The 22,862-nt window shown below is 32.9% G+C and carries 12 protein-coding genes; 3 read left to right on the top strand and 9 right to left on the bottom strand.

Annotated features, from left to right (window positions below; all coding sequences use genetic code 11):
- Positions 1 to 614 precede the first annotated feature (614 nt).
- From Q4Q40_RS05705 to Q4Q40_RS05675, 7 genes are read right to left on the bottom strand one after another with little or no spacing between them, the layout of a single operon-like run.
- The gene (locus tag Q4Q40_RS05705; RefSeq protein ID WP_303300787.1) at positions 615 to 2,234 is read right to left on the bottom strand and encodes a RagB/SusD family nutrient uptake outer membrane protein; all 1,620 of its coding nucleotides are present in this window, start codon (positions 2,232 to 2,234) and stop codon (positions 615 to 617) included.
- A 32-nt stretch (positions 2,235 to 2,266) separates the two neighbouring features.
- A complete protein-coding gene (locus tag Q4Q40_RS05700) occupies positions 2,267 to 5,380 on the bottom strand; it encodes a SusC/RagA family TonB-linked outer membrane protein (protein ID WP_303300786.1) in 3,114 nt (1,037 codons plus the stop codon).
- Between the two features lie 34 nt (positions 5,381 to 5,414).
- Entirely contained in the window at positions 5,415 to 6,938 is a 1,524-nt protein-coding gene (locus tag Q4Q40_RS05695; RefSeq protein ID WP_303300785.1) for a fasciclin domain-containing protein, read from the bottom strand.
- Positions 6,939 to 6,961: 23 nt separating this feature from the next.
- Positions 6,962 to 8,593 carry a fasciclin domain-containing protein gene (locus tag Q4Q40_RS05690; RefSeq protein ID WP_303300784.1) on the bottom strand — a complete coding sequence of 544 codons (1,632 nt, stop codon included), beginning with the start codon at positions 8,591 to 8,593 and terminating at the stop codon, positions 6,962 to 6,964.
- A 16-nt stretch (positions 8,594 to 8,609) separates the two neighbouring features.
- Positions 8,610 to 10,070, bottom strand: coding sequence for a RagB/SusD family nutrient uptake outer membrane protein (locus Q4Q40_RS05685; protein WP_303300783.1), 1,461 nt, complete (start codon positions 10,068 to 10,070; stop codon positions 8,610 to 8,612).
- A gap of 24 nt (positions 10,071 to 10,094) precedes the next feature.
- The gene (locus Q4Q40_RS05680; protein ID WP_303300782.1) at positions 10,095 to 13,343 is read right to left on the bottom strand and encodes a SusC/RagA family TonB-linked outer membrane protein; all 3,249 of its coding nucleotides are present in this window, start codon (positions 13,341 to 13,343) and stop codon (positions 10,095 to 10,097) included.
- Positions 13,344 to 13,389: 46 nt separating this feature from the next.
- On the bottom strand, positions 13,390 to 15,723 hold the full coding sequence (locus tag Q4Q40_RS05675) for a fasciclin domain-containing protein (RefSeq protein ID WP_303300781.1): 2,334 nt from the start codon (positions 15,721 to 15,723) through the stop codon (positions 13,390 to 13,392).
- A 1,098-nt stretch (positions 15,724 to 16,821) separates the two neighbouring features.
- On the opposite strand from Q4Q40_RS05675, the gene kduI reads away from it, so the two are divergent.
- Genes kduI through Q4Q40_RS05660 form a run of 3 tightly spaced genes read left to right on the top strand, consistent with a single transcriptional unit; the run spans position 16,822 to position 19,684 of the window.
- Positions 16,822 to 17,664: a 5-dehydro-4-deoxy-D-glucuronate isomerase gene (gene kduI, locus Q4Q40_RS05670; RefSeq protein WP_303300780.1), complete on the top strand. Its 843-nt coding sequence runs from the start codon at positions 16,822 to 16,824 to the stop codon at positions 17,662 to 17,664.
- Positions 17,665 to 17,697: 33 nt separating this feature from the next.
- The gene (locus Q4Q40_RS05665; RefSeq protein ID WP_303300779.1) at positions 17,698 to 18,489 is read left to right on the top strand and encodes a gluconate 5-dehydrogenase; all 792 of its coding nucleotides are present in this window, start codon (positions 17,698 to 17,700) and stop codon (positions 18,487 to 18,489) included.
- 1 nt (position 18,490) lies between these two features.
- Positions 18,491 to 19,684 (top strand): BT3233 family polysaccharide utilization protein, encoded by a 1,194-nt coding sequence (locus tag Q4Q40_RS05660; RefSeq protein ID WP_303300777.1) that lies wholly within the window; start codon positions 18,491 to 18,493, stop codon positions 19,682 to 19,684.
- Positions 19,685 to 20,437: 753 nt separating this feature from the next.
- Here the strand turns inward: Q4Q40_RS05660 and Q4Q40_RS05655 are convergent.
- Positions 20,438 to 21,775: an exonuclease domain-containing protein gene (locus tag Q4Q40_RS05655; RefSeq protein ID WP_303301426.1), complete on the bottom strand. Its 1,338-nt coding sequence runs from the start codon at positions 21,773 to 21,775 to the stop codon at positions 20,438 to 20,440.
- Positions 21,775 to 22,542 carry an XRE family transcriptional regulator gene (locus tag Q4Q40_RS05650; protein ID WP_303300775.1) on the bottom strand — a complete coding sequence of 256 codons (768 nt, stop codon included), beginning with the start codon at positions 22,540 to 22,542 and terminating at the stop codon, positions 21,775 to 21,777. The genes Q4Q40_RS05655 and Q4Q40_RS05650 overlap by 1 nt, the downstream gene beginning before the upstream one ends.
- Between the last annotated feature and the right edge of the window lie 320 nt (positions 22,543 to 22,862).

Below are 22,862 nucleotides of genomic sequence, written 5' to 3'. Positions count from 1 at the left end.
TTCAAACCATTCGAGGTATAAATAATCAATGGCTAAAATAATTAGATTTATCTGCTGGATTATATAATTTCTATAGGTATTGAAGAATTACTCATAATGTTTTGGGGATGTATTAAAAAATTTATTTTAAATTAAAATTTGTATTCCAAAGTTTTAATCTAGAATATAGATTAAATGATTTATAATCGCAAAATTACTATTTTATAAGGTCACAAATTGGTCAAAATACATCACAAATTGGTCAATTTTGATTGTTTTTCCAATTTAAGACCGTTACAAACGGTAATTTAAAAAAATAAAAGCAAAAAGAATAGAGAAAAAATCTGGTTTAGTGATTGGTTTGTAGTTGTTTGTGTCTTATGATTTTTCAGATGTAAAAGTATGGAATAGACATCAGATCGTGTAGGCTTACGTATCTCATAAAACCTAAACCACCCCTATGGACAGGAAGTCTATAGGAGTGGTTTATTTGAGATTCAAGCTACGCTATTTGTTATTCTGAAAAACAAGTCCTTAAAGAAATTGATAACATGCCTGTATGTACCCTTTTTTGACGTTAATTGTACTTACGTCGAACTCAGGTTAAAAGGATAGTTATTAATTACTTTTTAAAACTAATCAGCCACAAAATTATCTGGAATAGTTAATGGTAAATACCAGTTATCTGGGTTCAATAATTTTTGTTGTATGGTATTGGCAGTAGATAAATCTCCTAAACTTTCAAACTTACTAAAAACAGCATCAGCAACTATCGCAGGGGTATTAGCTCTTTTAGCAAAACGGAGAAGATCTTCCCATCTGTTACCTTCAAAAGCAAGCTCTAATGCTGCTTCATTAAGTATAAGTGCCCCAACAGCTTCTATGGTTTGGGCATCAGTAAGACCTGGATCTACATTAACAGGAGCTAGATCAACTCTGCCTCTAATGCCTTGATTTCCAGATATTGGTTGACCGCTAGAGTTTGTAGCGTAATATTGATCTATATCAAAATTTAAATATGCTTCAGTATTATTAAAAACAGGGGCATCTATTGGTGCGACTTGCGTATTGTTAAAAATACCATTAATAATGGCCAAAGCTTGTTCTGGATATCCTGCATAATTAATAGCTTCTGCATACCTAAGATAAACTTTGGCAGCTCTGTACCACGAAAAATAGTTATAGTTATATTTACTTATAGAAAAATCTGTAGGATCTATAGAACCCTCAAACCTAACAAAATCTCCTGGATAATTTGCTTGTTCGTAAGGGGCGCCTTCAAAACCTCGAATTTGCGCCGACCATTTTTGTGCGATTACAGGTGAATACGTGATTTGTTCTTTAAGTACAGCATAACCCGTATTTGGTTGACGATACGCTTCAACAAAAGCCGTATAATTAATAATTACGGTTGATTGCGGAAAATCATTAAAAATTCCTAAGCCCCATGCTTCACCATTTACAGTATATACACCCGCACTTAAAATTGTGGAGGTATCAAAATTGTTTAAGTTATATGTATTTCCCAATACATTATCATCAAGAAACTGTTTGTAATGTGTAGCGGCTAAAACATGATCTCCTTTCCATAAATACAAATCGCCTAAAAGAATATCATTATCAGGAATCATTTTAAAGATGCTATATCCTAATGAGTTTTCGTATTTGCTCACGTTTTCGATACCTGCAATAAGTTCTAGATTTTCAATTAATTGAGTAATTCCATCTTCAAAAGAAAGCAAAGGGTAGTTTTTATCGAAATCGTCATCACTTGTAATTGGTGTATCAATGTATGGAAGTTGCCCATAATTAATTAAGATTTGTAATTGTGCCCAAGTTCTAATTCGAAGTATAGAAGCATAATCTTCTAACAATACCCCTTCAAAAGCTTCTGTATCTATGCCTGCTATAGCAAAATTACAATTGTTTATTATAGAAAATATATTTGTTAAGTCTGTATAACTATTCTCCGAACTAATTTGATGATTGTTAATTTGCCTAAGTTCATCTGTTGCTTCGGGACTAACATCTGCTAAATCTGCACGCATTTCCCCTAAAACAACGTATTGTGCTGTAATATCCTGCATTTGACCAAGTACGCCAAATAAAGCAGATCTTGCATCTAGCTCGTCATCGCCCAGATAATCATCTGTTAATAATACTTCTTCGGGAGTTACTTCAAGTAAATTTTCGCAAGAAGTAAAAAGCGTTAAAGCTAAGAGTAAACTGAATAAAATATTTATATACTGTTTCATATGTTTTTATTATTTAAATCTTCTACAAAAAATTACAGTCCTATTCTAACACCAACCAGCACAGAACTATATTGGGGTGTATACCCTGCATCTATACCTTGCAAATAACTTACTTGCGAGTTGCTAACTTCTGGGTCGTATCCTAAATAATCGGTAAATGTTAGTATATTATTTGCTGTAATATAAATAGTAGCATTAAATATATCTGGACTATAAGACAGCGACAATGTTTTAAGACGTATATAGGAACCATCTTCAATCCATCTATCAGAAAATCTTGAATTACCAACTTCATCACCATAAACAGCACGGGGAATACTTGTATTTTGGTTTTCAACCGTCCAACGATTCGCTACAGCTAAGCTTTGATTTTCAAAACCAGACATCGATTCTGTGCTTCTTCTTAAAGCGTTATAGATATCATTTCCTTGACTAAATGAAAATACTGCCGATAGGGTTAATTTCTTATATGTAAATGTATTGTAAAACATGCCTGTAAAATCTGGATTTGGATCTCCAATTACAACTCTGTCATCTTCATTAATTACATTATCAGAAGCATTTGTATTTACAAACCTCACATCGCCAGCTACAAAAGGCTGTTCAAAACCTCTAAAATCTGTCCAACTTAAACCGTCTGAATTTGCAGCTTCAGAATTTGTATAAATACCATCTGTTTTATATCCATAAAACAACCCTAAAGCACTTCCTTCTTGGTTTAATATGGTGGCACCAATACCATCAATATCTAATATTTGACTCTGTCCTGGAAGTGACGTGATTTCGTTTTTATACTTAGATACATTTCCACCAATATCCCAACTAAAATTACTCGTGTTAAAAACGCGGGCATTAAACCCAAGTTCAAAACCATGATTTTTTAATTTACCTTCATTAGTTATGTAATTGTCTTGTCCGTAAACGGAATTTATTTCAACGTTGTTTAATAACCCTTCTGTAACATTATTGAAATAATCAAAATTAAATGATAATCGTTCATTAAATAATCCAATATCAAGACCTAGGTTTGCTTTTGTAGTTTCTTCCCATCTAATAGAGCTATTAGCAATATTTCCATTTACAAGACCTGTACCTCCTAAAAATCTACGAGAGGTAAAATAAGACTCGGCATTATAGTTACCAATACCATCATTTCCTGTTAAACCGTAGCTAGCACGAAGCTTAATTTGATCTATACCTGAAGCACCAGCCATGAAGTTTTCTGAAGACATTAACCATGCTGCTCCAATGCTTGGGAACATACCAGCTGCTTTATCATCTCCAAACCTTGAAGATGCATCAAAAGCAATATTATAACTAATAAAATATTTATTTAAAAAAGAATAATCTGCATTGGCATAAATAGAAGCATATTTCCAATTCCCTATACTTCCTGAAGTAACAAATGTAAATTGATTACCATCTCCTAAAGATGTAAATTCGTCATCGCCTGAATTACCACTAGTAGCATACGAGTTCTCATAATTATTCTGATTATATCTAAAACCAAGGTTTATAGAAAAATTATGCAAATCGTTAACATTAAATGAATAGTTTAACTTCGTATCATTGTAAATAGCGAACAAACTTTCTACACTTACTTTAGAAGCACGATAAAGAATGTCGCCATACTCATTGACGCTTGTAGCAAGTCCTAAATCTGGTAGAAAAACATTTTGTCTGTTTTTTATATAATTTAGACCAATTAAAGAGCTAAGACCAAATTTGTCTGAAAATTGATATCCAAATTTTAAATGCCCATATAAATTGTAATCTTTTGCTTGAAACGTTGCGTTATCAACAATTGCTACGGGATTACTAATAGCCGCCACATTATCTACATCTTCGTAAATACTGGTTACTACACCATCTGCATTTGGCACATAAGGCGACAGAAATGGTGATTTAGCGAGTGCTGAATAAATAGGGGATGTGCTCAATAACCCATCATCAAATAAATCGCGTGTTGCGTAACTTACACTTAAATTTGTACTTAAAGAAAGTTTTTGAGTTATGTTAGTATCTGCGTTAAATCGTGTTGTAAATCTGTTAAAATTTGAGTTAGACAAAATACCTTTGTTTGTAGAATATCCAATAGAAAGTCCGTATTTGGCAATTTCGTCACCACCAGTTACTCTAAGGTAATATTCCGTTACATAGCTATTATCAAAAATTTGATCTTGCCAATTTGTTTCATTATGATATTTTTGGTAATCTGCAAACGACGTATTTTCATTAAAAAATGGAGATGATGCAATTTCATCATTTGTGAAAAGTTCGGAATCATTCATTTGATCTGCCAGATATGTTTTGAACTGATTAGCGTTCATCAAGGGAATATAGTCTGGCGCTAAATTTAACCCACCTTGCACATAAAAATCTATTTTGGTAGAAATATCTTCGGTCTTATTGGTTTCAACAAGTATAACACCATTTGCACCTCTTGAGCCATAGATAGATGCTGCATCCTTTATTACTGTAATATTGGCTATATCCTTGGGATTAATATCAGATAAAGGATCATAACTATATCCATTTATTGTAGCATTGTTATTAAACGTATTGGTTTCTAACATCATGCCATCAACAATTATTAAAGGTTGGGTTGATGCGTTTAATGTATTGTACCCACGTAAAAAAATGTTTGCGCCAATACCAGGAACTCCAGAGCGCATAACTGTTCTCATGCCGCTTACTTCACCGTTTAGTATATTAGCTACAGATTCTCGGGGGCTTGAAATACGGCCTTCTTTAACTGCTATTGCATTAACAACCGATGTATTTGATTGTTTTTTAAAAGGCATATCAACCTTTTTGTAATAGGAATTAAAATGCTTGTTATAAATTTTAATTTCAATTTTTGTTCTCCCTTTTAAAGCAACTTCTTTATCTTGAAAAGAAGGGCTGCTTACTACAAGCGTTGCTCTTCCATCAGGTACGTTAATAGTAAATTCACCTGCTTTATTTGTTAGTACAGAAGAAAACATTCCTGCCCTAATATTTATTCCTTGTAATGGCTTATTGTTGGTGGCATCTAGTACTGAACCGGTTATTGTTCTGCCAAATTTTTCTTGTCCTTGCGATACCAAAGTAAATACAAAGAACAAAATGAAAAACAAGGTACATGTATTTTTTATTTTTATCATAGTTAGATAATTCATGTTTAAATTTTAGTTGTAGTTACTCTGTTGGTCTTAATTCTGCATAATCGATGCCAAATACACGATCGTATATGAATAACTCTGGTTCGCTAACAGCAACAATAACCTTAAGTTTTACAAAAAAGTCATTGTTGTTTTCTGCGTTTATATAAACGGGAAAGTTATAGGTGCCTCCTATTTGAACAATACCATCTTCATCTTTACTAACAACAGTTGGTGGAATTTGATTTACAATGGTGTTTTTATTTTCATCGACATAGCTCAATTCAAATTTTAATTGAGTATCCTGAGAGGCTCCTATAGCAGAAAATTTTAAGTGTATGGTATAACTAGAGGATAAAACATTACTGAAAGCTATTTCAAAATAATTATTACTCTCATCGACTGCGGGATTCTCTAATAGCGCAACAATATTTGTAAAGTTTCCAGAAGCAGAAGCACTATATTGGTCTAATATTATAAGGTCTGTTAATGATCCTATTTCTCTTCTTTGAGCGTTTTCAATTTCATAGCGTATTGGTTTATACACTACATCTTTAGGGTTATAATCCAATTGATTAACAACAAACAAGTTTCCATTACTTAAACTTACATCTTCTACTACTGTGTTTGGATCTATTACAACTTCATTGTCTACTGTGTTTAGTACTTTGGTGCCATTCAAATCTTCAAGATTAACGAGCGGGAAGTTTATATTGCTGAATATGACCTTGTCTACATTATATTTTATAGAATCTTCAACTGGATATTGGTAATAATCTTTATATACGTTATAAGTATCTGCATATGCATTATCTGTTAAGCCAATAAATGTAAAGCGTTTCTCTTCTGAGCTAAGATCTCCAATGGTTTTAAAAAAAGAATTGGAAGAACTATATATAGAATCGTATACTGTTTGTCCGAGTGTATTTGTTCCAATTTTCACACTGTTTACTTCATCAAAAACAGTGCTATTGAATTCTGATAAATAATCCATCATAACAGGGAATTGATCAGTATTCTCGTTAAGGTGATCCCATATATTTGCTTTAACAGTTAAAACATCGGTTACTGTGTGCAAAATACCATTGGCTGCTAATAAGTCTTTTTCAATAACTTCTATGCCTCCAAAACTAACACGTGTCGCATCGTTTGAAAATTCGATATACTTATTGTTCAACATTTTTACAAAAACAGGATCTTCTCCAATACTAGAATTGTATGTAAATCTGGATATATGGTTGCCAATTAATTGTTTCAACAAATCGGGGTCATTCAACACCATATCTGGTACTTGTGCCAAAGCCGTATTATTTGGAGCCCACACAGTATAAGCCTGTGGGGTCTCCAATACGTCGCTGTAACCTGTTTGTTCAAGTAATGTAACAAAAGTAGAGTACTCTTGGTCTGCAGATAATACAGATAAAAGGTTGTTTTCTAGTCTTGAGTCAAGTTGCTCGTAATGTTCATCTGAGGCATCCTCTTCACATGCAACAGTAAAAACAATACAAGCCATGATGATAAACCGACTAAAAATAAAATTTTTTTTATTTATGTTTTTCATTCTAAATTTTTTAGTTATTTATATTATTCTACTGGTATAAATTCTATATAATCAAATGGTACACCACCCGATTTTATAGTTTCAAAACGAATAACATGTCTCTGCTGCACCGGGCAAAGCAATTCTTTAGTTATAATAAACCTGATAAAGCTTGTGCTATCATAAGCAGATACTCCAGCGTTATTAATAAAGAGTTTACTACCACGTCTCCAATTATTGGCTTCCATTTCAATTTCATCTGGATAGCCTACACTAGCTGCCTTGGTTCTTACATCATAAACAGAACCTATAGGCTCACCATCCCAATATGTTTGTTTAACACCTCTAGCACTATTACCACCATTACTGCAAACCAATAATTCATATTGACCTTTAGGAAGTACAGGGGTAACAAATTCAATCCAAGCTAAACTAGAGCTTGTATCTAATATGTTATAATTATATGCTGTAAGACTACTTTTACTATTCCATCTTGACGTTAGTGTTCTAGGGAACCAATCTATATACTCAAAAGCATCAGGATAAACATTTACAAGTTTTCCAATTAGTTTAGATTGCACTTCGGGTTGATCTGATACCAAATCAAAAATGATATATTTTGCTTTAGGTACAAATACGTGTAGAATTTTATCAACCGTATGGTAAACGCCATTTTTTGCCGGGAAGTTACTTTGATCTGAAAGTAAAGAGACCCATGTATCATCAACACCTGTTTCTGTTTCATTTATTTTAAGAAGTTTATCTGTTTTAAACGACTTAATGGCATTATTTTCTAAAACAGTATTGATAAATGCATCTTCAGGGAAATCTGAGGTATATAAAAAGTTTTGTGTTGCATGGTAAGCTACAAAACGGTTTAAAGGGTTGCTAGTATCTAGATAATCTGAATTATCTGGCGAAATTAAGTTTGCTAAATCATTAAAAGAATTAATACCTTCTTGACTGTATATTTCGTCCGACTCTGCTAAAATGGTAAAATTGTTTTTTGAACCAGATTCGGAAACAAATACCGAAAAAGCCTCGTAATAGCCTGTTTGTTTTAAGGCTTCTACAAAAATAGTATACTTTCCAGTATTCTCCATTGTTTTGGGAACCCCATCAATATAGGGATCTAACACCGCGTCTAGTGCATGTATTACACCATTAGTTGTTGCAATATCATATTGATTTAATTTTGCTTCCCGGTTTATCACTACATCTGAAATTCCCCCACCAAGTAAATAAGAAGATGTAAGGTAATCGCCTGTGTATGTTGTGTCTACAATTCTTCCTTCAATAAAGCTATTTGTACCTCTATTTGATGGTAACGTATGAAATTTTACTAGTATTTTTAAAAAATCAAGTTGCTCTTCAGAATTTAATTCGTCAACAGAACTAACATTAAACTTTTCTTCTAAATACGCTTTAATTGCTGCATTGGTTGGTGCAAAACAAGTGTAAGATCCATAACTTTCTAATGCTGTAGAAAATTCTGTTTTTTCTAAAATAGCACTATATGAAGAAAACAGCTCTGGATTCGCTTCCAAAGTTTCAATAATCGTCATGTCATCTGATGTGAAAAAAGTAGTGCCATCCAGTTTATCTGTGCAACTGTTTATACTTATTATAAACATGAGAAGGCATCCTATCCATGTAATAAATTTAGTTGTTTTCATAATTTTTATTTTTAGTTTAGTTTTCATAATATGGATTCTGAAGTAATTGAGGGTTCAGATTAACTTCATTTTGATCAATGGGTAAAAAATAGGATTCAGAGTCTGAGTAGTAACTTAATATTTGATCGTAATCATCTGCTCCCGACTTTATATCGGCTAAATCTAATATAAGCTGTTGATTTTCAAACTCATTACGACGGGCAAAACGCAGTAAGTCGTACCATCTTTTACTTTCGAAAGCAAATTCTTTTTGTCGTTCTAACAGTAATGCTGTTAATAAAGACTGCTCATCAAGAGAGGCATCTAAGGGGGCACCTATAGCACGTTGGTGTACTTGGTCTATTAAATTATAAGCTACAGGAAGGTTTTTAAAGTCTGAAGATAAAATATAAGCCTCTGCCTGCATTAGCAACACATCTGCATATCTATAAAATATAAAATTATTATAGAATTCGTCTGAAGCACGATAAAATCCAGAATTATTAATACCTGCATATTTAAACACATATCCTGAAAAATCAAATGTTGCTTTATCTCCTCTTACATCTGAAGGATATTCAAAATAAAGATCAATTATTTCTTGATAAGGGGCATAATTTGGTGTTGATATGTAAAATCCATCTCTAATGGTTGCATTTATATCACTAAATTGTAGTTCGAAAATGCCTTCTGTAGAATTACCTTCAAAAAATAATTGATTGAACCATTCTGAGCTTTCCACCAAATTATATTTGCCTAATTCTATAATACTATTGCACGCGGCAATACAATCGTTAAATTGGTTGTTCCATAGGTAAACATCTGCAAGAATTGCTAAGGCAGCTCCTTTAGTCATTCTTCCTTTATCATGTGCTGCAGATTCTGAGTATCCTAAATTAAGGTCTTCTACAGCTGCATTAAGATCTGTAATAATTTGTGCAATAATATCTGCCTCACTACTTTTTGCAGGATAAAAATCTGTTTGACTATTTGCGGTAGCGGTTAAAACCAGCGGAACTTCTTTAAAGTTACGTACAAGAATAAAGTAAACTAAAGAACGAATGGTTAAAACTTCTGCTTTAAACCGATGCAACTCCTGTTCTGTAAAAGACAAATCGTTTTCTTGTGCGCCATCTGCAAACTCAAGCACCAAATTGCAATAGTTAATGGTTGCATAAAATGATTTCCATTCTACTAAATTATTGGTTGGTAATATGTAATTTTTCATCATGTTTCGCGCATTGTTGCTTGAACTTTCGCTAGCAACAATCATTTCTGCTCTGAGCTCTCCCCACATAAGTACTCTGCTTGTAAATGCAGACTGGTTCATTGATGCATAGCATCCTGCAACAGCCGCTGAGACTTGCTCTTTGTTTTGCCAAAATTCTCCTTGAATAAGGTTATCTTGGGGTTCTAGTTCCAAATAGCTATCACACGAAGACAATGTGATTAAAATTATTGGAACGATTTTGAATATTTTAATTATATGTTGTTTCATAATACTTTATAGCGTTATTACATTTTAAAATGACAAATTTAACCCAGCAGTTATCTGTTGTGATTGGGGTGTTTGACTTGTATCATAACCAAGTTTTGTCCAGTCACTACTATTTCCTGTTTCAGGATCTGCACCCGAATATTTTGTAAAGGTTAACAGGTTTGATCCTGTTATAAAAAGGGAGGCCCTAATTACATGTAATTTTTGAGTAAAAAGTTTTGGTAAATCATATCTTAGAGTAATGTTTTTCATTCTTAAGAATGAAGCATCTTCAAGAAAACGATCGGAGCCTAATGTGTTTACAGGACTGTTTAAACGTGCTCTGGGAATATCTGTTACATCGCCTTCAAACCTCCATCTACGAAGAGCGGCTGTACTTTGGTTGTCATAACTATCCAAACTTTCTGTACTCATTCTTCCAAGGTTGATCACTTTTTGATTATATCTATAATTAAAAAAAGTAACCAGTTTTAAATTTTTATACCTAATTGTAGCTCCAAACCCGCCATATAATAGTGGATTTGCATTACCTAAGTAAACAACATCCAAGCGGTCTATATTACCATCTTTATTTACATCTTCATATTTGGCATCACCAGCAGCAAATTCTGTATTATTATTAAACTTCATGTTTTTGGGCTGGCCGTTTAAATCATAAATGATCTCACCGTTTGCATCTCTTGCAATTAAATTGTCGCTAGTACTATAAACGCCTAAATATCTATACCCATAAAACGAACCAATAGGATTCCCTTCTTGAATTCTTTTTAAATACCCACCAGACCCGGTTGTTAACGGATTACCAGTTTCTACGACCTGAGCTTCAGAAATTTTGTCAATAATATTTACGTTACGAGCAACATTAAAATTAAGCTCTAAACCAAAATTTTCGTTTTGAATAATCTTTGTTCTCAGACTTACCTCAAATCCTTCATTACTAATATCCCCTAAATTCACAAACGGAAGGTTTGAGAACCCAGATGTAGAGGGAATGGTATTATTTTTACTAAGTAAATCTTTCGTTTCTTTTTTATAGTATTCAAAATCACCATTTATTCTATGATCAAATAGCGTATAGGTAAGTCCAATATTTTTTTGGATCACTGTTTCCCATCTTAAATCTGTTAATTCTAAATTATCGGGGATTACAGGGCGTTCTCCTAAATAATTATAATCATAAGTTGAATAGGTGTTATATTGCCCATAATTAAAATTTGGAGCGTTACCGTTTTCACCATAACTAGCTCTAAGACCTAATTCGTTAATAAAATTATACGATTCCATAAATTTTTCATCAACGATATTCCACCTTACCGCTATACTAGGAAAAGTACCATATCTATAGTTCTTACCAAATTTTGAATTTCCTTCAGAACGGATGCCTGCATTTAAAACATAACGATCCATAAATTGATAATTAGCCATCAAATTATATGCAACTGTTCTGCTTTGAGTAAACGATGAACTTAATGCGGTACCAGAATTTTCAACTAAAGAAAGAGCGATTGGAGTTTGTATTAAACTACTAGGAGAATTAGTCGTTCTGGCAGAGTAACCTTGACTCGTTTTTTCAAACGTTTGAATGGTTCCACTTGCAAAAAGTGAATGGTTTTCTCCTAATGAAGGATTCCAAATCACTTTATTGTCTGTACGTACCACAAACCACTCGCCATCTGCAAAAGTTGCTCTATTAGCTGCTGAGTTTGTCCATGCCGTTCCTAAAGCAGCTTCTGGAACAAATTTCTTGTCTTTATCTACATTTATATCAAAAGAGATTATTGAATTAAAAAAGATTCTTTTAGAAGGTTTATATTCAAACCTAAACGTTGGGGATATCCTATTCGTTTCTCTATTATTTGTAGCGAGTCTAGCCATAGCTACGGGGTTATAATAGCTTCTACCATCTCCTTGAAAGGCATCAGTTGGTGTAAAATACTCACTAGTTTCATTACCAAATTCATCCAGTTCGTAAATAGATTGATTTGGCATTTTGATAAGCGCCAACGATCTTACACTTTCTTGACCAAGGGCATTGTCTCTTGCGTATGAGCGATCTGTTAAAGTATGACTATAAGATAACTCTGTAGCGATTTTAATTTTATCTGAGATATTATAATCAAGTATCGCTCTTGTAGAAAACTGTTTTGATGCACTACCAACAGTGGTACCTTCTTGATTTCTATAATTCGCAGAAATACGGTATGATGATTTCTCACCTCCTCCAGAAACACTCAAAGAATGGTCTTTGGTGGTTCCTGTTTGTGTTATTTCGTCAAGCCAATTTACATTTTTATTATACAAATTGTACTGTTCGTAATTGGGATTGTACTCTACTTGTGGATACCCTCCTGTAAGATTAGCAGAGAGGTTTACATCCTTAATTAATGTAGAATATTGATCGCCGTTTAGCATAGGAATGCCGTCTGGTTGCCATGCAACAGCTCCTTTGTAACTATAGTTAAACTGAGCCTTACCTTTAGTACCACGTTTTGTTTTTATAAGTAAGACGCCATTGGCTGCACGAGAACCATATTGTGCCGTAGCTGCTGCATCTTTTAGTACAGATATTTCCTCTATATCATCTGGAGCGACTCCAATAAGAGATGCGTATTGTTCTTCATCTGCCGAACCAAAATCAAACAATTCATCCACTTCTGTTTCAACTGGTACGCCATTAATAACAATTAATGGTTCTGAAGATGCGTTTAATGAAGATGTTCCACGAATACGAATCGACATACCTGCTCCTGGTTCTCCAGAGGTAGCAACAATATCAACACCACTTAAGCGCCCCTGCAACTGGTCTATAATTCCAGTAGATACAGATTCACTAATCTCATTCAACGAAACAGTTTCTATAGCTGTTGCTATTCGGCGTTTCTCAACTTCAAAATCACCAGTAAAAACCTTTTTTCTAGCACGTAACATAATAGCATCTAATTCAGAAATATCTTCTGCTAATTCTACGTTTATAGACCTTTCATCTCCAGGAATAAGCTCTTTGGTAATAAAGCCTATAAATGAAAATGTTAAGGTATTATTTGGGTCAGTCATTTCGATGACATAATTTCCATTAAAATCTGACACAACCCCATTAATAATACGGTTATTCTGATCTTTTTCGGCAATTGTAGCTCCTGCCAAAGTTAGATCCCCTGCCATGGTAACTTTACCAGATATAATGCTTTTTGATTGGGCAGATATGCTGTATGTTGACAACAACGCGCATACCACTATTAAGACATATGAATATGACTTGCATTTATATTTCATATTTACTTTTTTAGTTTGTTTAGTTTGTTTTGTTTGTTTAGTTTTTCTATTTTATATAATTATCAATTTCATGAATAACAACTCTTTTTGATAATAAATTAGTTAAATTACCTGTTTGAGCTACCTCTGCTGTTTTAGCATTTATAAGGGTTAGAGAAGAAGTTCCGTGATTGTTTTCTACCGTAAATTCGTCATAAACAGGTGCGAAATCAATTATTTGACCAAAATATAATGAGGGGTAGGTTCCTGTAGTTTTTCCATCTGTAGTAATAGCTTGTTGTAAAAAATGTTTTTTAACAAAATTTAAGAGATCACTTTTAGCGATAGCCAACTCTAATGTAGATAATGAACCTAAATTGGCAGGATCTAGAATTACGCCATCGTTAATCGCCTGTTGAACGGCTGTATTGTTTGGAGCAAATAGGGTAAATGTTTTGTCAAGATTTAGGAAACTAATTAATTTGTCATTTGAAACATTTGCTATATCTAAAATAGCATCAGCAGCTTCAAGAACTTCTAAAAATTTATCGAAGGTTGGTGAATTATCTACTAAGGCTCTATATGTAAAGCTTAATGGTCTTTCAATAGGATCACTCATTTCGTAAAAACGCCCATTTTCACTTTCGCTAACCGAAAGTATTGCAGACGATTCACCGTTATATATATCGCCTCCTCCAGCTACAGTATTTGCTGTTATATAAACAAACTCTCCGCTTTTTGTTGGGTAATAATTATTTGCTAAAGGATCAATTTCTTCTTCTACAATTTGATTAAGTACAATATCTTCTATGGTTGTTGCAACATAAGCTAAATCTGAAGCACTAGGATTTGTAGGATTTTCTGGATAGTCCCGGTTATTTGCAGGATCAGGATCACCTGTAACTGTCATAGTTAATAGAGAGATATCTTCTGGATGCTCTGCGTTTAAAGATATTGTTATTTTCCTTGTCGGATTATTAGGGTCTGCAATGTCAACAAATTCATTATTCTTAATTCCAAACATAGAGAATTTAACACCTGTACTTTCTAATGCCGTATCTATACCCAAACCCTGCACTGCATTTAGCATAATCGTATAATCGGGATCTAGTAGAAGTGTCCCCATAATTGTAGAGAAACTTTTATTTGTATATACCTTATTTACACCTACAAAAAAGCCGTTTGTACAAAATTTCTTGTCCACAACATCACTTTCTTCGTAATTAACTAATTTAACACCAATATCAAATGTTTGACCAAAATAACTAGGGCATATATTGTAGTATTGCGCTATAAAATTGGGGCTAAGAAATTTCCCTAGAACATCTAAAGGCATATCGTCATACGAATCATAAAATTTCCCTAGAACACTATCTCCATTTAAGTAATCTTCTAATGCATCGTTAGTAGGCACTAAAAGACCTGTGGCGTTTGCCCAAGTTCTATCAACATTATTAATTAATTTTGGATATTCTTCGGTATTAGGATCAAAAGGCAAATTATTATTCTCTATACCTACTTGAAATGCCAACTCATATATTGTTTGTGTCTCATTAGTTACAGTATTTAATTCTTCACCACGTTCTCGTAAGTAACCAAATCGTTTTAATAAACTTTTAAAAATGGAATATTTACCATTATACGCTTCCGCTGAAAGGTTTTGGTACAAGTTTGGTCTAGGCTCAATAACTTTGTCTAAAGCATAAATAAGACCATTTTCTGAAACTATATTTGTTTGAGACACATGAGCTTCAAAAACCTTCATATCACCAGAATTATAAGTCTCTCCAGGGAATAAATATGCATAATCGCTTAGTTCTAGTGGATTGTAATCCATATAACATTGTAACCAATAATCTGTCGTTTTAAAACTGTCATTACTTGTATCAACAAGATAGCCTCCTGCTTCCAATTCACTATATACTCCCGATCTTACATATTCTCCTAAACTTGGGTAATCTTCATCATTTAATGTAACAATAGGATCTTTATATTGTGTTCTACGCCTAAAGCTTGGGCCTTTATAAAACTGATTAGGGAAATATGTTAAAGTAGTTGTATTCCAACTATCTATAATTATTGAATATTGCACCAAATGCAATATTCTTTCTGGAGGGATCTCATCAAAAGAGGAAAAGCCTTCATCTTTCATAAACAGTTCAAAGGCTTCATCTGTAGGCGCAAAAATAGTCCAAGCCCCACCTTTTGTTAGCGGTTCTTTAAATTCAGTTTGATCCAGGGATTTTAAATAGTAATTAAATGTCCCCATTGACTCAAGTTGCTTATATATAGTACCAACGAGATTTTCCGGACGCGCATATTCAAGCGGGTCGGGCTTGCAGCCAAAAGTGGTTATAATTACAAAAGCTATGCTTGTAATTAATTCATATCTTTTCTTCATTTTTTTTATCATATTTAGAGTTTAGTTGTTAGCTTAGTTTTAAGTTTTGGTTATTGGGATTTTAACATTTGTAATATTGAATGTTAATTTGTTAATACAATAGTAATATAGTCTACTTTGCTTGCGTATAAATTATAATTCTTTGTAGATAAAATATTGACCATTAGCAATGATTTTAGGGAACTAAAAGGTTGTAGTTCATTGGTTTGTATTATTTGTCTTACGTAAAAAATAAGGAAATACCTTAGGTGTGATGTTTGATTTTTCTAAATTTTTAATCTCAAAACTTTCCGCTTTGAGTTGGGGTTTTTAATTTATAGTTTTTAACTAAAAAACACTTGTAAATTTACTTATAATTATACTTATGTTTATTAATAGTTAAATTTAGTTGTTAAGGTTTGAAAATGAAGGTGTTTAGAAATAAAAGGTGCTAAACCTTAGAGCTACCTTGCGGTTTAATCCCTTTTATTAAAACTTAATTCTGAAAAAATAGACGTGGTTATTGTTTTAATGGACTATAAGTTATAGTGTTTGAACGATAATTTATGATTCATTTCTTACTTTATTTTTATAATTGCCACGTCAATCTAAAGACTTTTTTTTTTATTAAAAAAATAAAAAGAAATGACTTAATGAAATCTAAAAATTAGAAACTGTTTAAGTTTCGTTTTTGGAATTAATTTGTGTGGATTACGTTCTCAGTCAAGGCAAAATAAATGCCAATAGCATCGCTATTTATAAGGGATTTTTTATAGAATGAGAGCTTAAGATGACAAAATAAACTAAAGGGTAAAATTTAAACAGTTTCTTAAAACTCACTATTAAAAAAAGGATTATTTTTGGAATAAAAATTAGATTATTTGGTGTTACAGTGAAGTTTTATAGGGAATGTACTTGTTGATAGCGTTTTAAAAAACACCATGATAAAATTGGCATTGTATGTAAATGTGATTGTACAAAAGATAATGTAACAACTGTTGTAGACTCTAAGTTTTTAGATGATTTTTAAACAGGAAAAATAGAAAAACAATCTCGTTACTTTAAAGCTAAACTATTTAGTAGAGATTAAAAATATAATATAAACATAAAATTAAAATAATGTCAATTAATTACAAAACACGATACGCTTCTGGTCCAGATGCCGTTAAACAGTATGATACAACACAATTACGAAAAGAATTTTTAATTGAAAATTTATTTGAAGCGGATACATTAAATTTAGTCTATTCACATTATGATAGATTTATAACAGGTGGTGTAATACCAGCTTCTAAGACCATAGAATTAGAAGCGATAGATCCTTTAAAAGCACCTTACTTTTTAGAAAGAAGAGAACTCGGAATTATAAATATTGGCGATACAGGCAGTGTGATTGTTGATGGTACAGAGTATGTTTTAGATCATAAAGAAGCGCTGTATGTTGGACAAGGCAATAAAAAAGTAGCGTTTTCCAGCAAATCTTCAGGAACTCCTGCTAAATTTTATTTAAACTCGACACCAGCACATAAAGCATATCCTATTAAAAAAATCGGAAAATCGGATGTAGAGGTCATCGAATTAGGGGCACCAGAAACAGCTAATGCTAGAACATTAAGAAAATATATAGTAAATAGTGTGGTAGATGTATGTCAATTACAAATGGGAATGACAACGATTAAACCAGGAAGTAGTTGGAATACCATGCCAGCACATGTTCACGATAGAAGGATGGAAGTCTATTTTTATTTTGAAGTGCCAGAAGGGCAATCTGTATGTCATTTTATGGGACAACCCCAGGAAACCAGACATATATGGATGCAAAATGATCAAGCGGTAATATCGCCACCATGGTCTATACATTCAGGTTCGGGCACTAGTAATTACTCATTTATATGGGGAATGGCGGGAGAAAATTTAGATTATGGCGATATGGATGTTTGTAAGATAAATGAATTAAAGTAAGAGTCTGTTTAAGGATATATAAAATAGAAAATTATGTCAATAGACTTATTTAATTTAAAAGGAAAAATAGCTTTAATAACAGGAGCTTCTCATGGTTTGGGAATGGCAATGGCGAAAGGACTAGGAAATGCTGGAGCAACCATTGTAGTAAATAATACGTCGAAAGATAAATTAAATAAAGCCATTGAAGAATATAAAGCTTTGGGACTTAATGCTTATGGCTATGTGTTTGATGTTACCGATGAAAATGCGGTTAATGAGGGGATAACAAAAATAGAAAAGGAAGTTGGACCCATTGATATTTTGGTAAATAACGCAGGTATCATAAAAAGAACGCCTATAATTGATATGGAAGTAGCAGATTTTAATGCTGTTATTCAAGTAGATTTAGTGGCGCCATTTATCGTTTCGAAAGCAGTAGTAAAAGGCATGATTAAAAGGGGTGGCGGTAAAATAATAAATATATGCTCTATGATGAGCGAATTAGGCAGGAATTCTGTAAGTGCCTATGCAGCCGCAAAAGGAGGCTTAAAAATGTTAACCAAAAGCATGGCCACAGAATGGGCAAAATATAATATCCAAACTAACGGAATTGGTCCAGGTTATTTTGCAACCAGTCAGACAGCTCCTATAAGAGTTGACGGGCATCCTTTTAATGAATTTATAATTAGTAGAACTCCTGCTGCCCGTTGGGGAAACCCTGAAGATTTACAAGGTGCAGCCATATTTTTAAGTTCTAAAGCCAGTGATTTTGTAAACGGACATGTTGTTTATGTTGATGGCGGGATTTTGGCAACAATAGGTAAACCTTCAAACGAAAATTAAAATGATAAAAAATATATCTTATTTATGTGCAGTAATTATTACCACATTTTTAAGTTGTGGCAAACAACAAAAAGGAAATACGGTTATTACTGTAAAAAATAATTTAGAGATACCACGAGCTTTTGAAACGGTAGAAATTTTAAAAACAGATTTACTTTTAAATGAAGATCAAAATTTTGAAGATTTTGGAGTACGAGATCTTGCTACGCAAACACTTGTAGTTTCCCAATTTGTAGATCAAGATGGAGATGGTGCCGTAGATGTATTGTTATTTCAACCTGAAGTAGGAGCAAAGTCTGAAAAGAACTACGAATTAGCTGCGGTAGATACCAGTGAAAAACCAGAAGCTACTGCGTCTTGTTATTCTCGATTTGTTCCAGAACGTACAGACGATTACGCTTGGGAAAACAACAAAGTAGCTTTTAGAACTTATGGACCAAAAGCTCAGAAAATGGTTGAAGATTCTATATCTGGTGGGACTTTATCTAGCGGAATTGATGCCTGGTTAAAAAAAGTAGAGTACCCAATTATTAATAAATGGTATGCTAAAAACAATAAAAACTCAGGCGCTTATCATATCGATTCTGGTGAAGGCTTAGATAATTTTCATGTGGGCTCAAGTAGAGGAGTAGGTGGCACAGCAGTAAAAAAAGATTCTACTTATTACATTTCTAAAAACTTTACCACATGGAAAACTATTACTTCGGGTCCCATTAGAACAAGTTTTGTTTTAGATTATGCCGATTGGGATGCTGATGGACAAATGATTTCTGAACAAAAACATATTTCGTTAGATTATGGAAACAATCTTTCAAGATTTGAAATTCATACCACAGGAGCTAACATTTTATCGGTGGGTTTAACGCTTCATGAAAAAGATGGTGTAATAACTGAAAGTGTTGATAAAGGCTGGGTATCGTATTGGCAACCACATGAAGCATCCGAATTAGGAACTGCTATTGTGACTCCTAAAGGAAATATGATGGCATCAGAATATTATGTGACGCCTTTAAAAGATAGGAGTAATTTGTATGCACAATTAAAAGTAGATGATAAGAATAAGGTTGTTTATTATGCTGGTTTTGCCTGGAAAGAATCTGGGCAGTATCCAACTAAAGCATCTTGGGAGACCTATCTAAATGAATTTGCTCTTAAAATTAATAATCCTTTAGAAGTTGTTTTTAACCGAATATAATTTGTTTAAGTTTTGCTTTGGAGGGGGGCGTTGAAATTGTTATTCTATGTTTGTAAAAGGTTAGTGTCGTTCAGAACATTCTTATAATTGTCGGGGTTGAAGAATCTATTTTGATTTTTAGATAAAAAAGATTCTTCAGTCGTACCTCCTTACCATTGACGTTATTTTTTAAGACGTTGTTTTTCATAACATTAAAAATATTCGATCATGTGGATTCCTGCCTTCGCAGGAATGACAAAAAAACTACTAACCTGACCATACTCAATAACGTCATTTCCTCCGCTTGATATTTTTTTATCTCAGGTCTCTGAATGACATAGCAACTCTATTTTGCTTAAAAGGTTAGTGTTATTCAGAACATTCTTACAATTGTCGGAGTTGAAGAATTTATTTTGATTTTTAGATAAAAAAGATTCTTCAGTCGTAAGTTTCGCTTATATCTTCAAACAAAATATATTTTGTTTTCGATAGCCTACCATTGATTGGTTTTGTAAACATCTAACTTTCAGATGTTTGTCATTCAGAGCGCAGCGAAGAATCTTTATCATTAATCTCTAAAGATTCTTCAGTCGTACCTCCTTCTGAATGACATAGCAACTCTATTTTGTTTAAAAGGTTAGTTCATTCAGAGCGCAGCGAAGAATCTCTAAAAATCAAAACATGGAAGTTTTAAGAGATTCTTTAGTTGTAAGCTTCGCTTATATCTTCAAACAAAATGACAAAAGTAAGCATATTTGAAAAAAAGAATTAATGCTACAGAGCTAATGAAACCCTCCTTAATATCTTCTGCACATCCACATTATCCTTTTGAGGAATCAAATAATTTTCTAAAGTTTCACGCACAGTAACTTGTTCTGATTTATCAATAAAACCATAACCTAAATAAATATTATTTTCGATAAGGACAAATGCTTCTTCTTTAGAATGTCGTCCTTTTTCTTTGATAACTAAGTTTTTAGATTTTTCAAGCATGTATTTTATACCCTTTTGAACCCGTTCGTTGTATTTGTTGGTGGCTTCCTTTTCAATACAAATACCATGGCAGGTTTTTATCTTGTAATGAGAACAATGTGTGACACCTTCTTGTAAATGACAGTATTTAGGGCATAATTCAAATTGAGTACAGAGACGTTCTAAAAATTGCCTGCAATCTGTTATATTATAAAATATGAATAATGGGTTTGGTGTTGCTTTTAAAGTGTTATAAACTAAATGAATAATACCATTTCTGTCTTCGAACATAGAAATACCATAAGCTTTTGTGTTTCTTTTGGATGCTTGATTATATTCTGGAAAGTGTTGTTTTATGGCGGCATCTTCCATAAGAAAAGCGATAAGTTCGCTCCCAGATAATTCAAAATCGATGTCAGCCGTTTCTCGACATAAGTTCAGTTCCTTTTCGGTTTTATTGTAAAAATGACCTAAAACTCGTTTTTTTAAGTCTTTCGCCTTACCAATATAAATGATCTTTCCTTTTTTATTTTTAAAATAATAAATACCTGCTTTACTGGGGATCTTATTAAAAACAGCACTTGGTAAATGGGGTGGTAGTGTGCCTTCTTTAGAATGTTTTTTAAGAAAATCGTTGAATACAGTTTCAGCATTTTCTGTATCTAATAACTTTTTAAAAAGTATCACGGTGGCTTCGGCATCGCCTCGTGCTCTGTGCCTTCCGTTTATATCTATATTTAGTGCCTTGCAAATCTTTCCTAAGCTATAGGATTTGTGCCCAGGAATTAATTTTCTAGAGAGTCTTACCGTGCATAATTTTTTTCTTCTAAAATCAATATCAATATTTTTAAACTCATTACGTATGATGTTATAATCAAAATTCACACTATGGGCAACAAAAATAGTATCTTCTGTAATGGCTAAAATATCTTTTGCAATCTCAGAAAATGTTGGAGCATTTGCTACCATCGCATTATCAATACCAGTTAATGAGGTAATGTAAACGGGGATAAAAATTTCAGGATTAACTAAGGATGTGAATTCTTCAATAATTTGAGTGCCATCATATTTAAAAATAGAAATTTCTGTGATTTTATTACCTTTACCTGTCGTTTCAATATCTATTATGGTGTACATTATTACCGTTTTTCTAAGGCCTTGAGTTCAACCCCTAAATCGTTAAACATATTAATGATACTGCTTATTTTTAGTTCATGTTCATCGTACTCTTGGGTGTTGATACTACAAGTAAACTCCCAAATTTCAAGCACTTCGTTTATTGGTACACTATAATCATGATACATTTTATTATCGGATATTAAGAGTAAAGAATTATTAAGCTCTATGTTATTTATAACTCTTTTATAAACCATGCCATCATTAAGTGTTACAAGCACGTAGGTTTTTCCACTTTTTATATCATTTCTATCTTCAACAAAACGTCCAACAACATAAGAGCCACTTTTCATGGGTAACATAGAATCTCCTTTTATAGGAAAGGCTCTATGTTTTCCTGTTGGTAGAAATGGGAGTTTAATTTTCTCTAAATGTTCAATATACTCGGGGTCATCGTAACCCGCTAAATACCCAGCAGATGCTTTTATAGGAACCACTTCTATTAAATTATTATTATCGTTATCTACAGTAATAGGAAATAGCACCCGTTGGTTACCAACTTCAATAAAAGAGGTGTCTGTAGCTTTTGTTAGGTCGTTACGTAATAAAATATCGATGGGTAATTTAAAATAATCTGAAATAAGGATAAGCATCTCTATGGTAGGAGCAGAGCGCCCCTCTTCGTATGAGCTAATACGGGAACGGGGTACTTGTAGGTTATCTGCCAGAGTTTCTTGAGTAAGACTTTTTAAATGTCTTAAATGCCGAATGTTTTTTGATATTATTTTCATGATGCTACAAATATAAGCAATATATGCTTAATAATGTAGCTTATTTTATGGGGTGAATAAAAATATATTGTATTTAGTGTTATCCTATGTTTGCAAAAGGGTTGTGTCATCAGAGCAAAGCGAAGCATCTGTTTTGATTTTTAGATAAATGAGATTCTTCAGTCGTAAGCTTCGCTTATATCTTCAAACAAAATATATTTTGTTTTCGATAGCCTTCTGATGGCATAGTTGCGAGTTTATTTTATTAATTGATCTATTTCTTATATTAAAAATAAATAAGAAAAAAGTTTTGACACAAACCAAGTGTTCATTATATTTGA

The organism is Flavivirga jejuensis (assembly GCF_030540765.1).
In the GTDB taxonomy this organism is placed as follows: Bacteria; Bacteroidota; Bacteroidia; order Flavobacteriales; family Flavobacteriaceae; genus Flavivirga; species Flavivirga jejuensis.
This window is presented reverse-complemented; position numbering and strand designations above follow the sequence as displayed.

Excerpts from the sequence above, each read along its gene's own strand:
- Q4Q40_RS05680 (WP_303300782.1), bottom strand. The coding sequence starts at position 13,343 with ATGAAATATAAATGCAAGTCATATTCATATGTCTTAATAGTGGTATGC.
- Q4Q40_RS05650 (WP_303300775.1), bottom strand. The coding sequence starts at position 22,542 with ATGAAAATAATATCAAAAAACATTCGGCATTTAAGACATTTAAAAAGT.
- Q4Q40_RS05695 (WP_303300785.1), bottom strand. The coding sequence starts at position 6,938 with ATGAAAAACATAAATAAAAAAAATTTTATTTTTAGTCGGTTTATCATC.
- Q4Q40_RS05660 (WP_303300777.1), top strand. The coding sequence starts at position 18,491 with ATGATAAAAAATATATCTTATTTATGTGCAGTAATTATTACCACATTT.
- Q4Q40_RS05665 (WP_303300779.1), top strand. The coding sequence starts at position 17,698 with ATGTCAATAGACTTATTTAATTTAAAAGGAAAAATAGCTTTAATAACA.
- Q4Q40_RS05700 (WP_303300786.1), bottom strand. The coding sequence starts at position 5,380 with ATGATAAAAATAAAAAATACATGTACCTTGTTTTTCATTTTGTTCTTT.
- Q4Q40_RS05705 (WP_303300787.1), bottom strand. The coding sequence starts at position 2,234 with ATGAAACAGTATATAAATATTTTATTCAGTTTACTCTTAGCTTTAACG.
- Q4Q40_RS05690 (WP_303300784.1), bottom strand. The coding sequence starts at position 8,593 with ATGAAAACAACTAAATTTATTACATGGATAGGATGCCTTCTCATGTTT.
- Q4Q40_RS05685 (WP_303300783.1), bottom strand. The coding sequence starts at position 10,070 with ATGAAACAACATATAATTAAAATATTCAAAATCGTTCCAATAATTTTA.
- kduI (WP_303300780.1), top strand. The coding sequence starts at position 16,822 with ATGTCAATTAATTACAAAACACGATACGCTTCTGGTCCAGATGCCGTT.
- Q4Q40_RS05675 (WP_303300781.1), bottom strand. The coding sequence starts at position 15,723 with ATGAAGAAAAGATATGAATTAATTACAAGCATAGCTTTTGTAATTATA.